The 18,112-nt window shown below is 66.4% G+C and carries 14 protein-coding genes; 8 read left to right on the forward strand and 6 right to left on the reverse strand.

Annotation, left to right across the window (positions count from 1 at the left end):
* Window positions 1–4: 4 nt before the first annotated feature.
* From U1769_RS17335 to U1769_RS17345, 3 genes are all read left to right on the forward strand, one after another.
* Window positions 5–2,068 (forward strand): M13 family metallopeptidase, encoded by a 2,064-nt coding sequence (locus U1769_RS17335; RefSeq protein ID WP_332718475.1) that lies wholly within the window; start codon window positions 5–7, stop codon window positions 2,066–2,068.
* 91 nt (window positions 2,069–2,159) lie between these two features.
* The gene (locus U1769_RS17340) at window positions 2,160–4,553 is read left to right on the forward strand and encodes a hybrid sensor histidine kinase/response regulator (RefSeq protein ID WP_332718477.1); all 2,394 of its coding nucleotides are present in this window, start codon (window positions 2,160–2,162) and stop codon (window positions 4,551–4,553) included.
* A gap of 37 nt (window positions 4,554–4,590) precedes the next feature.
* Window positions 4,591–4,944, forward strand: coding sequence for a response regulator (locus tag U1769_RS17345; protein ID WP_332718751.1), 354 nt, complete (start codon window positions 4,591–4,593; stop codon window positions 4,942–4,944).
* A 29-nt stretch (window positions 4,945–4,973) separates the two neighbouring features.
* Here the strand turns inward: U1769_RS17345 and U1769_RS17350 are convergent, their stop codons facing one another.
* Genes U1769_RS17350 through U1769_RS17360 form a run of 3 tightly spaced genes read right to left on the reverse strand, consistent with a single transcriptional unit; the run spans window position 4,974 to window position 6,989 of the window.
* Window positions 4,974–5,489, reverse strand: coding sequence for a phosphoribosyltransferase (locus U1769_RS17350; RefSeq protein ID WP_332718479.1), 516 nt, complete (start codon window positions 5,487–5,489; stop codon window positions 4,974–4,976).
* The gene (locus U1769_RS17355; protein WP_332718481.1) at window positions 5,486–6,496 is read right to left on the reverse strand and encodes an adenosine deaminase; all 1,011 of its coding nucleotides are present in this window, start codon (window positions 6,494–6,496) and stop codon (window positions 5,486–5,488) included. The genes U1769_RS17350 and U1769_RS17355 overlap by 4 nt, the downstream gene beginning before the upstream one ends.
* Before the next feature lie 49 nt (window positions 6,497–6,545).
* Entirely contained in the window at window positions 6,546–6,989 is a 444-nt protein-coding gene (locus tag U1769_RS17360) for a DMP19 family protein (protein WP_332718484.1), read from the reverse strand.
* 222 nt (window positions 6,990–7,211) lie between these two features.
* On the opposite strand from U1769_RS17360, the gene recA reads away from it, so the two are divergent.
* The 3 genes from recA to U1769_RS17375 all read left to right on the forward strand — a co-directional run bounded on the left by recA (window position 7,212) and on the right by U1769_RS17375 (window position 9,950).
* Window positions 7,212–8,285, forward strand: coding sequence for a recombinase RecA (recA, locus tag U1769_RS17365; RefSeq protein WP_332718486.1), 1,074 nt, complete (start codon window positions 7,212–7,214; stop codon window positions 8,283–8,285).
* A gap of 172 nt (window positions 8,286–8,457) precedes the next feature.
* Window positions 8,458–9,303: a class I SAM-dependent methyltransferase gene (locus tag U1769_RS17370; RefSeq protein ID WP_332718487.1), complete on the forward strand. Its 846-nt coding sequence runs from the start codon at window positions 8,458–8,460 to the stop codon at window positions 9,301–9,303.
* Between the two features lie 14 nt (window positions 9,304–9,317).
* The gene (locus tag U1769_RS17375) at window positions 9,318–9,950 is read left to right on the forward strand and encodes a glutathione S-transferase family protein (RefSeq protein ID WP_332718489.1); all 633 of its coding nucleotides are present in this window, start codon (window positions 9,318–9,320) and stop codon (window positions 9,948–9,950) included.
* Here U1769_RS17375 and U1769_RS17380 read toward each other — a convergent pair.
* Window positions 9,941–11,242 carry a dicarboxylate/amino acid:cation symporter gene (locus U1769_RS17380; RefSeq protein ID WP_332718491.1) on the reverse strand — a complete coding sequence of 434 codons (1,302 nt, stop codon included), beginning with the start codon at window positions 11,240–11,242 and terminating at the stop codon, window positions 9,941–9,943. The two genes, U1769_RS17375 and U1769_RS17380, sit on opposite strands and share 10 nt — an antisense overlap.
* A 96-nt stretch (window positions 11,243–11,338) precedes the next feature.
* On the opposite strand from U1769_RS17380, the gene U1769_RS17385 reads away from it, so the two are divergent.
* The gene (locus U1769_RS17385) at window positions 11,339–12,595 is read left to right on the forward strand and encodes a M24 family metallopeptidase (RefSeq protein WP_332718494.1); all 1,257 of its coding nucleotides are present in this window, start codon (window positions 11,339–11,341) and stop codon (window positions 12,593–12,595) included.
* Window positions 12,596–12,619: 24 nt separating this feature from the next.
* On the opposite strand, the gene U1769_RS17390 is transcribed toward U1769_RS17385, so the two are convergent.
* Complete coding sequence (locus U1769_RS17390; RefSeq protein WP_332718496.1) at window positions 12,620–14,296, reverse strand: tetratricopeptide repeat protein; 1,677 nt, start codon at window positions 14,294–14,296, stop codon at window positions 12,620–12,622.
* 339 nt (window positions 14,297–14,635) lie between these two features.
* Between U1769_RS17390 and alaS the strand changes: the two genes are divergently transcribed.
* Window positions 14,636–17,293, forward strand: coding sequence for an alanine--tRNA ligase (gene alaS / locus U1769_RS17395; RefSeq protein WP_332718498.1), 2,658 nt, complete (start codon window positions 14,636–14,638; stop codon window positions 17,291–17,293).
* A 9-nt stretch (window positions 17,294–17,302) separates the two neighbouring features.
* On the opposite strand, the gene U1769_RS17400 is transcribed toward alaS, so the two are convergent.
* Window positions 17,303–18,064, reverse strand: a complete 762-nt coding sequence (locus tag U1769_RS17400) for an NRDE family protein (RefSeq protein WP_332718500.1) — start codon at window positions 18,062–18,064, stop codon at window positions 17,303–17,305.
* Window positions 18,065–18,112 lie beyond the last annotated feature (48 nt).

Genomic DNA, 18,112 nt, shown 5'->3' on the forward strand with positions numbered 1-18,112 from the left:
CGTCATGCCCAAATCCCCCCTTGCCCTGCTGCTGCTATCGGCGACGATGCTCGCCAGCTGTTCCACCACCGCGCCGCCGCCACCAGCCGAGCCACCGGTTGCGGCCGTGCCGGCGCCGCCGGCGCCCAAGCCGACCTTTGGCGATTACGGAGTCGATATAGCGGGCATGGACCGCAGCATCCTGCCCGGGAACGATTTCTACAGCTACGTCAACGGGACCTGGGCGCGGAACACGCCGATCCCGCCGGACAAAGCCAATAGCGGCGCGTTCGACGTGCTGCAGGACCTGTCGCGCGAGCGGACCCGTACGATCCTGGAGGGCGAGCAGGCCCGGCCGGAATCGAAGATCGGCGCGGCCTATGCCGCCTATCTCGATACGGCGGCGATCGAGGCGAAGGGCCTGGCGCCGATCAAGCCGTGGCTCGACCGGATCAAGGGCGTGACCAGCCGGGCGGGCTATGCGGCGCTGGTCGCCGAGGCCGATGTCAACGGACTGAACGTGCCGTTCGGCGCCGGGGTCGGGCAGGATTCCAAGGATCCGGAGCGCTATGCGCTGCAGATGGGCCAGGCCGGGCTGGGGTTGCCCGACCGCGATTTCTATCTGTCGCCCGAGGATGCCAAGCTGGCCGCGGCCAAGGCGGCCTATCAGGCGCATATCGCCAGAATGTTCACTTTGGCGGGCGAGCCCGATGCAGCGGCGCGGGCACAGGCGATCGTGGCGTTCGAGACCGCCATCGCCAAGGTGAGCTGGACCCGCACGCAAAGCCGCGACGCCGACAAGACCTATAACAAGATGGCCGTTACCGAATTTGCGCGGATTGCGCCGGGATTCGATTTCGCGACCTATTTCAAGGGCATTGGCATCCCATCCGACCAGGTGATCGTCGGCCAGCCGAGTGCGATCACCGGCATCGCCGCGCTGATCCGCAAGACGCCGATCGGCGTGCTGCGCGACCAGTTGCTGCTGCGTTCGCTCGACAGCTTCGCGCCGGTGTTGCCGGCGGCGTTCGATACCGAGCGCTTCGCGATGTACAGCACGGTGCTGTCCGGCACGCCCGAGCAGCCGGAGCGGTGGAAGCGGGGCGTGGATTACACCAGCGGCATCCTGACCGACGAAGTCAGCAAGCTCTACGTCGCGCGCTATTTCCCGCCCGAGACCAAGGCGGCCGCCGACGCGCTGGTGAAGAACGTGATCGATGCGATGAACGCGCGCATCGACAAGCTCGACTGGATGACGCCCGAAACCAAGATCAAGGCGCATGCAAAGCTCGCTGCCTTCACGCCGCGCATCGGCTATCCCGATCAGTGGCGCGATTATGGTTCGCTGCAGATCGTGCCGGGCGATGCGTTCGGCAACACGCTGCGCGCCAATCAATGGTCGCATCGCTACAATGCCGGGAAGCTCGGCCAGCCGATCTACCGCTGGGAATGGGGCATGGCGCCGATGACGGTGAACGCCCAGGCCAATTTCGGGCTGGTCGCTATCACTTTCCCGGCGGCGATCCTGCAGCCGCCATTCTTCGATCCCAATGCCGATCCGGCGGTGAATTATGGCGGCATCGGCGCGGTGATCGGACATGAGATGAGCCATCATTTCGACGACCAGGGCGCGAAATTCGACCTGAAGGGACGGCTCGTCACCTGGTGGACGCCGCAGGACGTCAGCAATTTCAATGCGCTGACCGGCAAACTTGTCGCACAATATAATGCCTACGAGCCGTTGCCCGGTCGCAAGCTCAACGGTGAGCTGACCTTGGGCGAGAACACTGCCGATCTCGCCGGGCTGAACGCCGCTTATGATGCCTATCACGCTTCGCTCGGCGGCAAGCCGGCGCCGGTGATCGACGGCACGACGGGCGACCAGCGCTTCTATCTCGGCTGGGCGCAGGTGTGGCGGCGCAGCTATCGCGAAGCCGACATGATCCAGCGCCTGAAGACCGATCCGCACGCTCCGTCGCAGCAACGCGCCTGGATCGTGCGCAATCTCGATCCCTGGTACGACGCCTTCAAGCCGGCGGAAGGGGAGACGCTGTACCTGGCGCCGGCGCAGCGCGTGCGCATCTGGTAGCGTCCTGGGGCAGGCAGATCGCGCCGGAAAGCGTGAAAAACCTGCCCTTTGACCCTTGACGGCCCGCGCGTGGGGCCCAAGACGATCGTTAATGGCGAGCTTTCCCGTTTCCTCCGCGTCGACGCTGTCGCCCGTGCGCGGCGCGGCGCTGATTGCGATCGCATGCGGGGCGGCGGCGGCGCTGCTGATCCTCGGCGTGCTGGGCGATCTGACGCTGGCGGCCGCCTTTTTCGCCACCGCGCTGGTCATCGCGGGTGCTCTGATCCTGTTCCGCCGGCTGTTCCCGCCGGGCCGGGCCGAGAGCGCCGAGCCGGACTGGAGCGTCGCGCGCACGCTGGCGGCGAACAGCTCGGAAGCGATCGCGATCACCGATCGCGCCGGGCGGCTGATATGCGCCAATGACCGCTACGAAACCTTGTTCGCCGGGTTCCCGACGCCCCCCGGTCTGCCGGTCGACGAAGCGGGCAAGGCCGACCTGAGCGCCGCGGGCCGGACCGCGTGGCGCGACGGCGCCGCCGCAGTCGCGAGGCTGGTCGCGCGCGGCACGCCGCTCGAGGCCGAGATCGAGCGGGCAGGGGCCGATGACGACCTGCTGGTGTGGCGCTTCCGCGGCGCCGAGGCGCTCGACCTGGCGGCCACGGTCGAGGCGGTGATCGGCGGACCGACCGGCGACCGGCTGGCCGCGGCGGGAATCATGGTCGCGCTGATCAACCCGGACGGGCGCATCCGCGTCGCCAACCGCGTGCTGCGCGCCCGCGCCATGGGCTATGACGACAGCGCAGTGGCCGGCCGCGATTTTGCGCGTTTCCTGATCACCGACAGCCGCGGTCTGGTCCGGTTCGAGCGCGAGGGGCTGACCGGCAATGCCTTGCGGGTGCTGCAGATTCCGTTCCTCGACGGCGAGGATGCGCCGATGCTGGTCGCTTTGCTCGACGAGGAGGGCGGGGCGAGCGAACCGGCGATCGGCGTGAGCGCCAGCGCGCATGTCCGCAGCCTGGTGTCGCTGATGCCGTTCGGCATCGCATTGGTCGATCGCGACGGCCGCTTCCTGCAGATGAACGACGCCTTCGCCCGCGCGGCGCAGGTCGATCCGGTCGCGCCGCCGCTGTACCCGGGCGACCTGCTGGTGCGCGAGGACAAGGGCGTGGTGGCCGACGCCATCCGCCGCTTCGCCAATGGCGCCACGCATTCCACTGACCTGGCGGTGCGGCTGAAGGATCATCCCGACGAGCCGGTCGCGCTTTCGATCGCCGGCGGGCGCGGGCTGGGCGATGCCGCGGTGCTGCTCAGCCTGAAGGACAATAGCGAGGAGACCCGGCTGAAGCGGGAGGTCGCGCAGGCGACCAAGATGCAGGCGGTCGGCCAGCTCGCCGGCGGCGTGGCGCATGATTTCAACAATATCCTGACCGCGATCATCGGGCATTGCGACCTGATGCTGATGCGCCATTCGCCCGGCGACAGCGATTATGACGACATCCAGCAGATCCGCGCCAATTCCAACCGCGCGGCGAGCCTGACTCGCCAGCTGCTCGCCTTTTCGCGCCAGCAGACCCTGGTGCCGCAGGTGCTGCAGCTGCCCGACGTGATCTCCGAGGTGTCGAACCTGCTCAAGCGGCTGCTCGGCGAGACGGTGACGCTGACCGTCAAGCATGGCCGCAACCTGGGGCCGGTGCGCGCCGATCCGGGGCAGCTCGAGCAGGTCGTCGTCAACCTCGCGGTGAATGCGCGCGATGCGATGCTGGCGAAGGACCCGCGCGGGGGCGGGGAGCTTTCCATTCAGACCATGGCGGTATCGGCGGCGGACGTGCGCCGCATGGGATCCGACATCCTGCCCGTCGCCGATTATATCGCGCTCGAGGTGGCCGATACCGGCGGCGGCATCTCGCCCGAGATATTGCCCAAGATCTTCGAGCCCTTTTTCACCACCAAGGATATCGGCAAGGGCACCGGGCTGGGCCTGTCGACCGTGTACGGCATCGTCAAGCAATCGGGCGGCTATATCTTCGCCGACAATCGCGGGCTGGGCGCGGTGTTCACTCTCTATCTTCCGGTCCACACCGCATCGCAGCCGCCCAAACCGGCGCCGGTGAAGCTGAAGGACAAGCCGAGCGACCTGTGGGGCACCGGCACGATCCTGCTGGTCGAGGACGAGGACATGGTGCGCGCCGTGGCCGAGCGCGCGCTGGCGCGCCAAGGATACCGCGTGCTGACCGCCGAGAATGGCGAGGTCGCACTCGACGTGCTGGCCAAGAGCGAGCGGCCCGACCTGCTGATCTCCGACGTGGTCATGCCGGTGATGGACGGGCCGACCATGGTCCGGCAGGTGCGCGCGCGCTATCCGGACCTGCCGATCCTGTTCATGTCGGGCTATGCCGAGGAGCAGCTGCGCCGATCGATCGACCTCGACAATGTTTCGTTCCTTGCCAAACCCTTTTCGGTCCAGCAGCTCGCCGAGGCGGCGCGGGACGTGCTGGCTGCGAAATGACTTGGCGGTGATGCCCCGACGCGATTATGGGGCGATGATGACCGTGCCGACCAACATCCTCATCGTCGAAGACGAGCCGCTGATCGCGATGATGCTCGAGGATTTCCTCGACGTGCTCGGCAAGACGCTGGCCGGCTCGGCCGACAACGTCGCCGAGGCGCTCGCGCTGGTCGAGGCGGGGGGCATCGACGCCGCGATCCTGGATGTGAACCTGCGTGGCGGCGAGAAGAGCTGGCCGATCGCCGCGGCGCTGGCGGCGAAGAATATTCCCTTCATCCTGGCGACCGGCGGATCGAGCGACAGCCTGGCCGAAGCCTATCGCGACCGGCCGACTTTGCCCAAGCCGTTCACCATGGATGCGGTATCGAAGGCGCTGGATTCGCTGAAGTAGTCCGCCCTGCCGATGGGAAGGGCTTTCGCTTAAGCGATGCGCTCCGGCACTGCGGCGGCGTCGTCGGCCAGCGACTCGGCCGGGGCGACGGCTTCCCACGGAAACACGAACCAGTCCTTGGTCACCGTCCGGTCGATCGTGCGCGCGCAATATTCCACGCGCTCGGCCGAGCTGAGATTGTCGATCAGCGTGGCGAAGCGGATGCTGCCCGGCACTGCCTCAGCTGCCCGCAGCGCGCCACGCAGATGCGCGATGGTGCGGCCAGAATCGTTGATGTCGTCGAGGAACAGCAGCCGCTCGCCGGCGCGGCTGCGGCCGGCGAGCTTGACCAGCGGCTCGTCGGCGAAATCCTTCACCTGACTGGAATAATCGACCGACAGCATCGGCAGGCCGGTCGCGTGGCTGAGATAGACTGCCGGGGCGAGCCCGCCGCGGCCGATGCCGATGATGAAATCGGGCTTCCAGACATCGTCCGCCAGTTGCTGCGCGAGTGCATGGACCGCGGCGACGAACGCGTCGTGCGGGATATCGGTGAACACGGTCATCGGCTGGCCTCCACATAGGCGTCGAGCCGGGCGAGATGCGCCGCCACCACATCGTCCGGCAGGAAGGAGCCGAGGAAGCTGTTGCGCGCGAGCAGCGCCAGATCGTCGCGGTCGAGCGAGCGGCCGGCCGCGGCAGCGCGGTAATTGTCGGCGATATATCCGCCGAAATAGGCCGGGTCGTCGGAATTGATCGTGGCGCGCAAGCCCACCTTGAGCATCCGGTCGATCGGGTGATTGGCCATGTCGTCGACCACGCATAATTTGGTGTTGGATAGCGGGCAGACGGTCAGCGTCATGCCGGTGCGGGCCAGCCGCGCGGTGAGGATCGGGTCCTCCAGGCTGCGGTTGCCGTGATCGAGCCGGTCGACGCCCAGGATGTCGAGCGCCTGATAGACATAATCGGGCGGCCCTTCCTCGCCGGCATGGGCGACGAGGCGCAGGCCCCGCGCCCGCGCTTCGGCGAACACACGGGCGAACTTTTCTGGCGGATGGCCGAGCTCCGACGAATCGAGGCCTACGCCGGCGATCCGGTCGAGCCACGGTTCGGCCGCCCTGAGCGTGGCGAAGGCGGCATCCTCGTCGAGATGGCGCAGGAAGCACAGAATGAGCTTGGCGGTGAGGCCGTGCTTCGCCTCTGCGTCAGCCATGCCAGCGAGCAGGCCCTCGATTACCGTGCCGATGGCGATGCCGCGATCGGTGTGAGTCTGCGGATCGAAGAAGATCTCGGCATGGACGACGCCGTCGGCCGCCGCGCGATCGAAATAGGCCGTGGCGAGATCGCGGAAATCCTGCTCGGTCTGCAGCACCGCGGCGCCGGCATAATAGATGTCGAGGAAATCCTGCAGCCGCGAGAAATTATAGGCCGCGCGGACTTCCTCGACGCTGGCATAGGGGATGATCACATCGTTGCGCTTCGCGAGCGCGAACATCAGCTCGGGCTCGAGGCTGCCCTCGATATGGAGGTGGAGTTCGGCCTTGGGCAGGCCGGCGATGAAGTCCTTGGTCATGCCGCTTCATTGCGCGGGGCGGGCGGCGCGGCAAGGGAAGTTTGGCGGGTTACTGGGTATCGTGGCGAGCGGCATAGGCATCGGCCGCGCGCTCATAACCGCTCGATTCCGCCATCGAATCCATATGGGCGAAGAAGATATCGTCCAGGCTCTCGAACACATTGGAGGTCCATGTATCAAGCATCTCCCGCCTTTTCCGGTATTCCCGCGGGTAGAGGGGCCCGAACGCGCTTGCCGCCTGGCCAAGCACGTCGGCAAGGACATCGAGCTTCAGCGCGCGAAATCCCACTATGGCTTCGGGAACGAGCACGCCGGTATCATTCCAGAAGAGCTGGTGCATGCCCCCGTTGCAGATCTCGCTCTGGGCGAAATGCGATGCGTAGAGATGACCGATGGATTCCGGCACCAGCGCGAACTGGGCCAGGAATTGGGCGGGCCCGTCATAGATGCTGATCCTGTCCCAATATGGCTCGACCTGCGTCCAATAATCCATGGGTCGAGTCCTCCAGCAGTTCCGCAGCGCTTCTGTCACGGAAGCGGCATTTTCGCCAGCACCCCAATCTGGAGCAGGACTGTCAAAAAAATTTCTGTTCCACTCTTGTTCTATGAGAACAAACCATATACGAAGCTCCCAACACGCATTGAATGCACGGCGTGAACGGTCTAGCGACGGAGGCTCCCAATGGCGGTATCTTTGAAGGTCATCGACAGCAAAATGGCAGCATCCACAGACAAGGCGACTGAAAAGGCATCCGGCGAGCGCGCCAAGGCGCTCGAGGCGGCCCTGGCGCAGATCGATCGCGCCTTCGGCAAGGGCAGCGCGATGCGGCTCGGCTCGAAGGAGACCATGCAGGTCGAATCCATCTCCACCGGCTCGCTCGGGCTCGACATCGCGCTCGGCGTCGGCGGACTGCCGCGCGGCCGCGTAATCGAGATCTACGGGCCGGAAAGCTCGGGCAAGACGACGCTCGCGCTCCACGTCATCGCCGAGGCGCAGCGCGGCGGCGGCACCGCCGCCTTCGTCGACGCCGAGCATGCGCTCGACCCGGTCTATGCCAAGAAGCTGGGCGTCAATATCGACGAGCTGATCGTCTCGCAGCCCGATACCGGCGAGCAGGCGCTCGAGATCGTCGATACGCTCGTCCGCTCCAACGCGATCGACGTGCTGGTGGTCGATTCGGTCGCGGCCCTGGTGCCGCGCGCCGAAATCGAGGGCGAGATGGGCGACAGCCATGTCGGCCTGCAGGCACGACTGATGTCGCAGTCGCTGCGTAAGCTGACCGGATCGATCAGCCGTTCGCGCTGCATGGTGATCTTCATCAACCAGCTGCGCATGAAGATCGGCGTGATGTACGGCAACCCGGAGACGACGACGGGCGGCAATGCACTGAAATTCTACGCCTCGGTCCGCCTCGACATCCGCCGCACCGGCCAGATCAAGGACCGCGAGGAGATCATCGGCAACACCACCCGGGTGAAGGTCGTCAAGAACAAGGTCGCCCCGCCGTTCAAGCAGGTCGAGTTCGACATCATGTACGGCCAGGGCATCTCCAAGATCGGCGAGATCCTCGATCTCGGCGTGAAGGCCGGGCTGGTCGAGAAATCGGGCGCGTGGTTCAGCTACGACAGCGTCCGCATCGGCCAGGGCCGCGAGAATTCGAAGACGTTCCTAAAGGAAAATCCGGAAATGTCCGATCGCCTGGAAAAGGCGATCCGGGCCCGCACCGACAAGGTCGCCGAAGAGATGATGGCCGGCCCGGAGCCCGAGGACGACACCGACGAGCTCTGAGACGACCTCTTTCGATCTCCCATTTCGCGCGGCGTTCCCCGTCGCAAAACCCGGAAAGGCCCGCCCGCGACGGCGGGCCTTTCATATTGCGGGGAGCGTCTCGTTCCGGTTCTGGTCTCACGTCACAGCGACGCCTAGGGATGAGTCCTTCTTCTCGCGCCGGAGACAGCAGATGACCACCGCATTCGACTGGACCGGCCCGATCGGCGATGTCTGGGCCGACGAATGGCGCCGCACCGACCGGAGCCTTGCCGGGCTCGCCGGCCCGCTCGACGCGGCGATCCTCGCCGCCGCGACCGATGCCGGGACTGGGGCGGGGCCGATCGTCGATATCGGCTGCGGGGCCGGTACCACCAGCCTGGCGATCGCCGCGGCGTTGCCCGAGCGGCAGGTGCGCGGCATCGACATTTCGCCGGCGCTGATCGGGATCGCCACGGAACGCGGGCAGGGGCTGCCGAACCTGTCCTTCGTGGCGGGAGCGGCGGAAAAACAGGTCGCGGCGGCCGCGCCGGTCGACCTGCTGATCTCGCGCCACGGCGTGATGTTCTTCCCCGATCCGGTCATTGCCTTTGCCGCGCTGCGGCGCGCGGCAGCGCCGGGCGGGCGCCTGGTCTTTTCCTGCTTCCGCGCGATGGCGCTCAATTCGTTCGCGACCGAGCCGGTGCTCGCCGCCGATGGCGCGCTGCCGGCGGTTCCGTCCGGCTATGAGCCGGGGCCCTTCGCCTTCGCCGATCCGGTGCTGGTGCGCAGCCTGCTGACCGAAGCCGGTTGGTCGGGAATCGACTTCACGCCAGTCGACTTCGCGTATCGGGTCGGGGAGGGGAGCGATCCGGTGGCCGACGCGTTGGGCTTCCTCCAGCGGATCGGGCCGGCGGCGCGGGCTCTCCGGGTGGCGTCGCCCGGAGAACGGACAGCGATGGTCGAGCGCGTCACCGCAGTGCTCGAACAGCGTCGTTCCGGCGATACGGTGGATTTCCCGGCGGCGGCATGGCTATGCTCCGCCCATAATATGGCCTGAGAGGATTTCCTTCGATGACGATCATCGTCCACCATCTCGAGAATTCGCGGTCGCAGCGTATCCTGTGGATGCTCGAGGAACTCGGCCTGCCTTATGTCGTCAAGCGCTATGAGCGGAACAAGGAGACGATGCTCGCACCGCCCGAGCTGAAAAAGGTCCACCCGCTCGGCAAGTCGCCGGTGATCGAGGACACGGAGGACGCCACGGTCGTCGCAGAGACTGGCGCGATCATCGACTATCTGGTCGAGAAGGCCGACGGCCGGCTCGGCCCGCTGGCGCACCGCGATTCAGTGCTGCGCTACCGGCAATTCCTTCATTATGCCGAAGGGTCGCTGATGCCGCCCCTGCTCGTGCTGCTCGTCGTCAATCGCATCCCGCTGCTCGGCGGCAAGGCCGCGAAGCGCGTCCAGCCGATGATCGACGTGCATCTCGACTATGTCGAGGCCGAGCTGGCCGGACGCCCCTGGTTCGCCGGCGAAGAAATGACCGCTGCCGACATCATGATGAGCTTCCCGCTCGAGGCAGCGCGTGGCCGTGCCGGGCTCAACGTCTCACGGCCGCACACCATTGCATGGCTCGCCAAGATTCATGCCCGCCCTGCCTATCAGGCAGCGTTGGCAAAGGGCGGGCCATACGCCTATGCGTGAGGGCTGAGCCCATGGCTCGGCGCGTGCGGCGGCTCGACATCGGGCGGCTCGACGGGATCGAGATCGCCTTCCCATTTCGCGACCACGCTTGCCGCGATCGCGTTGCCGACGACATTGGTGGCTGAGCGCCCCATGTCGAGGAAATGATCGACTGCCAGGATCAGTAACAGGCCGGCCTCCGGAATCTTGAACAATGCCAGGGTCGCCGCGATCACCACCAGGCTGGCGCGCGGCACCCCGGCAATGCCCTTCGACGTGACCATCAGCACCAGCAGCATGGTGACCTGCTCACCGAACGACAGGTGGATGCCATAGGCCTGGGCGATGAACAGGGACGCAAACGTCATGTACATCATCGAGCCGTCGAGGTTGAACGAATAGCCGAGCGGTAGCACGAAACTGCCGATCTTGGGCGGCACGCCGAACCGGTCGAGCGCCTCCAGCGTGCGGGGATAGGCGGCCTCGGACGACGCGGTCGAGAAGGCGAGGATCAGCGGATCGCGGATATAGCGGACGAGCAGCGCGGTACGCTTGCCGATGAACAGGAAGCCGATCCCGATCAGCAGCAGCCAGAGCAGCACCAGCCCGATATAGAAGGTCAGGATAAAATAGCCGAGATCGGCGAGCACGCCCGGGCCGCGCTCGGCCAGCGTGCTGGCGACCGCCGCGAACACAGCGAGCGGCGCGAAACGCATGACGTAGTTGGTGATCTGCAGCATTACCGCGACCAGCCCCTCGAGCGCGCGGACCAGCGGCGCGGCCTTCTCGCCAACCGCTGTGATCGCCACGCCGACGAACACCGAGAAGACGACGATCTGGATGATCTCGTTGGTCGACATCGCCTCGATCATCGAGGACGGCACGACGTGGGTGACGAAATCCTTGAGGTTGAACGCCGTCTTCACGATGCCCGCGTCCGCCGTCGCGGGCGGGATCGCCAGACCGAGCCCGACGCCCGGCTGCAGCAGGTTGACGAGGATCATGCCGAGCGTGAGCGACAACAGGCTGGCGCAGATGAACCAGGCCAGCGAGCGCAGCCCGACCCGGCCGAGCGCACCGGTATCGCCCATATGCGCGATGCCGACGACCAGGGTCGAGAAGACCAGGGGCGCGATGATCATCTTGATCAGGCGCAGGAACAGAGTGGTGATGATCGAGAAATAGCCGGCGATGCCCTCCAGCTGCGCAGCCGAGGCCGGGGTGCCGTCGTCGATCGCGAGATGCAGCCCCCAGCCGACGGCCAGGCCGAGCACCAGGCCGATCAGGATGTAAAGCGTGAGGCGCTTGGCCATGTGGATGTCCCTGGAGATTTGCGCGGCAGGGAAGGGGATTGCGGCGGCGCGGTCAAGCGCCTTATCTCGCCGCGCAACATTCGAAAAGGGCGTGGCATGCTGGTGACGAAACGTGGGTTGCTCGGCGGGGCTGTAACGGGTCTTTCGTTGCTCGCGCTGCCGTCCATACTGCGCGCGGCCGAGCCCGATCTCTCCGCGCTGAGCGATCTGACCACCGGCATCATACCGATCGGCCCGGACGAGCGCCGCGTGCGAACCGCCCGGGCGCAGGCGCTGATGAAGGCCAATGGCATCGGCGCGGTGCTGATCGAGCCGGGATCGTCGCTGACCTATTTCACCGGCGTGCGCTGGGGCCGCAGCGAGCGGCTGACAGCGGCGGTGCTGCCGGTCGAGGGCGATCCGTGCATTGTCACGCCATTCTTCGAGGAACCGTCCGTGCGCCAGACGCTCGGCGTGCCAGCGGAAGTGCGGGTGTGGCAGGAGGACGAGGATCCGCTGGCGCTGGTCGCCGGGTTCCTGCGGGATCGCAAGCTGGCCGGCCGGCCGATCGGAATCGAGGAGACGGTCCGCTATTTTGCGGTGAACGGGCTAGCTCGCGCCTTGCCGGGGGTGAAGCTTGTATCGGCCAATCCGGTGGTGCGCGGGTGCCGGATGATCAAGACGGCGCCCGAGATCGCGCTGATGCAGGCAGCGACGGACGTTACCATCGCTGCCTATCGCTGGACCCATCCGCGGATCGAGAAGGGCATGAAGCCGGCCGATATCTCTGCGCTGATGAACGCAGCGACCGAAAAACTGGGCGGCGAGCCGGAATTCGCGTTGATTCTGATCGGCGAGGCGGCCGCCTATCCCCATGGCAGCCGCGCGCCACAGATCGTGGCGGACGGGCAGATCGTGCTGATGGATTGCGGATGCACAGTGCAGGGCTATCAGTCCGACGTGTCGCGCACCTTCGTGTTCGGCACCGCGAGCGCCGAGCAGCGCAGGGTGTGGGAGCATGTGCGCGATGGCCAGGCGACCGCCTTTGCCGCGGCCAAGCTCGGGGTGCCGGCGGGAAGCGTGGATGATGCCGTGCGGCGGCATTATGAGAGCCTTGGCTATGGCCCGCGGTACCAGCTGCCGGGCCTGTCGCACCGCACCGGCCACGGCATCGGGCTGGACGGGCACGAGCCAGTCAATCTTGTACATGGCGAAACCACGCCGCTGGCGCCGGGGATGTGTTTCTCGAACGAGCCTGGGCTGTATCTGCCGGGCAAGTTCGGCGTGCGTCTGGAGGATTGTTTCCACATGACCGAGCGCGGACCGAAATGGTTCAGCACGCCGCCGCTTTCGATCGATACACCGTTCGGTTGAGGTCCCGACCTTCTTCGCCGACGCTCAGGCCAGTTTCGCGGCGAGCCCCGCCTTGTCGCCGTGCCACCCTTGTTCGGCGAGAGCGCGGCTCCCGGCGGCTGCTTCCACCTGGCCGAGGGCCGTTTGGGCCTCCGCCCGTAGCGATAGCGTGACCGGGTCGTTCGGTCGGCGCACCAGCGCCAGCTCGGCCTGGGCCAGCGCTTCCTTCGGCTTACCCGCCAGCAACAGCGCCGCGGCGACGCTGCGGCGGGGCGGGTACCACCAGGCGGGAGGATCGCTCAGGCCGCGCATCAGCGGTGATTCGTCGAGTTTCGCTGCCTTTTCGAACCATCTCGCGGCAACCAGCGGCTTGCCGTCGATCATCGCGGCGCGTCCCTCCAGTACCAGGCGGGCAATGCGCATGAGCCGAGTCGCGTGCGCAGTCATGTCCTTCTCGTTGGCCCGGCCGATGCTGTCGGGGATCCGGGCAAGCTCGGCGCGCACGCCGGCAGCATTGCCGAGCCGCGCCTGCGCCTCGCCCCGGGCATAATGCCAATAGGCGCGGGCGAAGCCGAGCTTCGCGCCGGGATCGGGCAAGGCAAGCACCCGCTGCGGATCGGCAAACCGCCCCTGGGCGGCATAGGCAGTGCCCATCGCCATCTGCACGAACGGATTGCTGGCCTCGGCCTGATGCGGCGCGGCAGCGAGCAGCGGTCCGCTGAGCGCGAGCGCCTGTTTCGCATCGCCAGACAGCAAGGCGCCACCAACACCGAACTGAACATTATGGCCGTGATAGGGAAGCAGCCACTCGCCGCCGGGCTGCGGCAGACCCTGTTGTTTGGCATTGGCGATGCCCACCGCCACCGCAGCGACATTGGCATCGGCCGCATCCTGATAGCGCCCGATCCAGTAGAAAGTATGGGACGGCATGTGCACCAGATGGCTGGCGCGGGGGGCGAGGCGGGGTAGGCGGTCCGCATAGGGCTCGGCCCGGGCAGGAAAGCCATTCATTTCCGTCGCGTGGATATAGAAGTGGATAGCCGGTGTGTAGTCCGGCCGACGCTTCAGCACGCCCTCAAGCAACGCGACCGCGCGTGGAAGGTTGGTGGTCAAGCTGCTCAGCGACGCCGGCACCATCCAGGCATCCGCCGCGATAGTCGCGATCGAGTCATCCTCCGGATAGCGCTCGGCGAGCGCTGCCATGGCTGCCGCGAAACCGGCATCGCCGGCACCGGTGCCGCCACCCTTAAGGTACCGCAGCTTCAATGCCGCGATCAGCTCGCGCTCCCGGGCGGGAGACGCCGGCGTCAGCAGCTTCTCCGCCGCCGCGACCTTGCCGGCCGCCTTCGTCATGGCAGCGGCATCGATCGGATAGTTGATCGTCGGCCCGTCGCTCCACGCGGCGCCCCATTGGCACATCGCACAGGCCGGATCGCGCCGGACCGCCTCGGCGAAAGCCGCGCTCGCTGCCTTGTGGGCGAAGGCATGGGCGAGTTGCATGCCATTGTCGAAAAAGGCCTGCGCATCGGGTTTCGTCGTCACGATCGGGAAGCCGCCATCGCCATATCCCGGCATCAGCTCGGTCTTCGTGACGACCGGACTGGCATCTTCGCCGCAGATCGGGACGCCCGCGAGCAGCACCGACAAGGGCGGCGTAACCGCGCCGTCGCCCACCGTTGCCGGCAGCAGCGCCATCAGCGGCAACAGCATCAACGCGCGCATCGGCTTTCCCCCGTTCCGGTCGGTGCGGGAAGCATAAAGGATTGCGCCCGACCAAGCCACCGCGATCCGCCTGAGCAGAACGAAGGCCCGGCGTCCGCGCCGCCGCTGAAAATGTCATGCAGGTAATGACATTTACGCGCCGTATAAAAACTGAGTATTATATAATAATATCAATAGTTTATTTTGAAGCCACGCTCATCGGCCAACTGACATTGTCGGATGCCGGGCCGCAGGTCGCGATGGAGAGACATCGCGCCTTCCTTGCTCCTGTCCCCACATGCCAAAATCCGAGCGGTCAGAACCGTTGCGGGAACGGAGGATGGGCCTTAAGTCGCCAGCATGACCTCGACCAACGACATCCGCCGATCCTTTCTCGACTATTTCGAAGCCGAGGGGCATGCCCGCGTGCCATCAGCACCACTGGTGCCGCACAACGACCCGACGCTGATGTTCGTGAATGCGGGCATGGTGCCGTTCAAGAATGTGTTCACCGGCCTGGAATCGCGGCCATATTCGACCGCGACCTCGTCCCAGAAATGCGTTCGCGCCGGCGGCAAGCATAATGATCTCGACAATGTCGGCTATACCGCGCGGCACCATACCTTCTTTGAAATGCTCGGGAATTTCTCGTTCGGCGATTATTTCAAGGAACGGGCGATCACGCTCGCCTGGAATTTGATCACGCGCGAATGGGGCATCTCCCCCGACCGGCTGACCGTGACCGTCTATCACACCGATGACGAGGCGTTCGACCTGTGGCGCCGGATTGCCGGCCTGCCGGAGAGCCGCATCATCCGCATCGCGACCTCCGACAATTTCTGGTCAATGGGCGATACCGGGCCGTGCGGGCCATGTTCCGAAATCTTCTACGATCATGGCGACCATATCTTCGGTGGCCCGCCGGGCAGCCCGGACGAGGATGGGGACCGCTTCGTCGAGATCTGGAATCTCGTCTTCATGCAGTTCGAGCAGGGGGCCGACGGCATTCGGACCAATCTGCCGCGTCCGTCGATCGACACCGGCATGGGGCTGGAGCGAGTCGCGGCGGTGCTGCAGGGCGTGCACGACAATTACGATACCGATACGTTCAAGGCGCTGATCGCCGAATCGAGCGCGCTGACGCGCACGCCGAGCACGGGCGACACTCAGGCAAGCCACCGCGTGATCGCCGACCACCTCCGCGCGTCGGGCTTCCTCGTCGCTGACGGCGTGCTGCCGGCGAATGAGGGCCGCGGCTATGTGCTGCGCCGGATCATGCGCCGCGCGATGCGCCACGCGCATCTGCTCGGCGCCAAGGAGCCGTTGATGCACCGGCTGGTGCCGTCGCTGGTGACCGAGATGGGATCCGCCTATCCGGAGCTGTTGCGCGCCCAGGCCTCGATCGAGGCGACGTTGCTTCAGGAGGAGACCCAGTTCCGCCGCACGCTGACCAACGGTCTGCGTCTGCTCGACGAGGCGACCGCGACCATGGCGCCGGGCGCGACCCTGGCGGGCGAGACTGCCTTCAAGCTCTACGACACGTTCGGCTTCCCGTACGACCTGACCGAGGATGCGTTGCGGGCGCAGGGCTTTAGCGTCGACCGCGCCGGCTTCGACACGGCGATGGCCGAGCAGAAGCGCGCCGCGCGCGCCGCGTGGAAGGGATCCGGCGACCGCGCCTCGGACGATATCTGGTTCGACATTGCCGAGGAAACCGGCGGCACCGAGTTTCTCGGCTATTCGGCCGAGGATGGCGAGGGCCAGGTTCTCGCGCTGATCAAGGACGGCCAGCGCGTCGACCGTGCGGGTCCGGGCGACACGGTCGATCTCGTCGTCAACCAAACGCCCTTCTACGGCGAGAGTGGCGGCCAGGTCGGCGATGCCGGTTCCGTTTCCAGCGAGAAGGGCCTTCGCGGATCGATCCAGGATACGCAGAAGCATCTCGGTCGGCTCTGGGCGCACCGCCTTTATGTCGAGGCCGGGGATATTGCGGTCGGCGATGCCGTTCGGCTGACCGTCGACCATGGCCGTCGCGGTGCGATCCGCGCCAACCATTCGGCGACTCACCTGCTGCACGAGGCGCTGCGCCAGCGCCTTGGCCTGCATGTCGCGCAGAAGGGGAGCCTGGTCGCGCCCGACCGGCTGCGCTTCGATTTTTCGCAGCCGACGGCGATCGAGCCAGTGCGCATCGCCGAGGTGGAGGCCGATGTGAACCGTCATATCCGCGCCAATGGTGAGGTCTCGACCAGGCTGATGACGCCGGAAGAGGCCATCAACGAAGGCGCGATGGCGCTGTTCGGCGAGAAGTACGGCGACGAAGTCCGCGTCGTCTCGATGGGCCGCGAGGGCGACAAGACCTATTCGCTTGAGCTGTGCGGCGGCACCCATGTGAAACAGCTCGGCGATATCGGGCTGTTCAAGGTCGTTGGCGAAAGCGCGATCCAGAGCGGCGTTCGCCGAATCGAAGCGCTGACCGGGGAAGCTGCGCGGCAATGGTTCACCGCACGGGACGAGAAGCTGCGTGAGGCGGCGGCAACGTTGAAGGCGTCGCCCGACGAGGTGCCGGCGCGCGTCGCCGCCCTGGTCGAGGACCGGCGTCGGCTCGAACGCGAACTGGCCGAGGCGAAAAAGGCGCTAGCGCTCGGCGGCGGCGGTACCGCTCAGGCCGGGCCGGAGCAGGTCGGCGGGATCAATTTCGTCGGCCAGGTGATCGAGGATTTCGACGCCAAGGGCCTGCGCGGCGCGGTCGACGAGACCAAGCAGCGGATCGGTTCCGGCGTTGCGGCTATGGTCGCGGTCAATGACGGCCGCGCGTCGATCGCGGTCGGCGTGACCGACGATCTGGTCGGCAGCCACAATGCGGTCGATCTGCTGCGCCGCGCGGTTGCCGTGCTGGGCGGGCAGGGCGGCGGCGGCCGGCCCGACATGGCGCAGGGCGGCGGGCCTGATGGATCTAAGGGCGTCGAAGCGATCGCGGCGATCCGGGAAGCGCTGGCCGAGCAACCCGCCACGGCCTGAACCGCCGGGTTATGCGGGCCAGACGAAGTCCAGGCTGGTCCGGCCCGTCTCGCCGCCGTCCGGCGCGAAGCGGCGTTCCATGATGCTGCCCCGACCCAGCCGGTCGATCGCCACCACAGTGCTGCACCGCGTGCCATAGACCGGGTTGCGGATGAAGATGGGCGACAGCAGCGGTTCCTGCGGCACATCGGAAGGCGTGCGCGGTTGAAGGCCGATTGCAGGCAGGACCTGTTCGTGTAACGCGTCGAACAGCAGTTCCGGATCGCTCGCCTCGCCGGTGATCCAGTCGAGCAGGCAGGATTTCAGTCGCATCGTCTTCGGCCAGGGCTCGTCGAACCCACCATTGGACAGGCCATACAGGCCGGCGGCGAGGGCGCTTCGCGTGATCTCCGGCCGGTTCGACAGAAAATGGGCGCCGTGCCGGTCAGCCACGATCAGGTTGACCGGGTTGAAGGCCGACAGATCGGCGGCAAGCGGATCGGCATAGATACCGCTTCCCGCCAGGTAATCCGTCACCAGTGCCCCGCGGGAGGCCAGGCCCGGTTGCGGCGCGCCGAAGCCGCGCAAATTGGTGACCACCGCGCATCGACCCTGTTCCGACACGCCGAGCCAGGTCCCGCCCGACTGGAGATCGCGCCCGGCGAGCAGATGGTCCGGGCTGGTCCATCGCTCCAGCGGCTGCGCCGGCCGCCCATGGAGTTCGTCGCGGTTGCCGGCCAGCAGAAGCCGCCAGCGGGGATGCGCTTGCCACGCAAAGGCCAGGACACACATGCGACTATCTTAGGACGGCGCGCGCGGTTTTGACATCGTCTCGACAGG

The organism is Parasphingomonas zepuensis (assembly GCF_036663735.1).
GTDB lineage: Bacteria > Pseudomonadota > Alphaproteobacteria > Sphingomonadales > Sphingomonadaceae > Sphingomonas.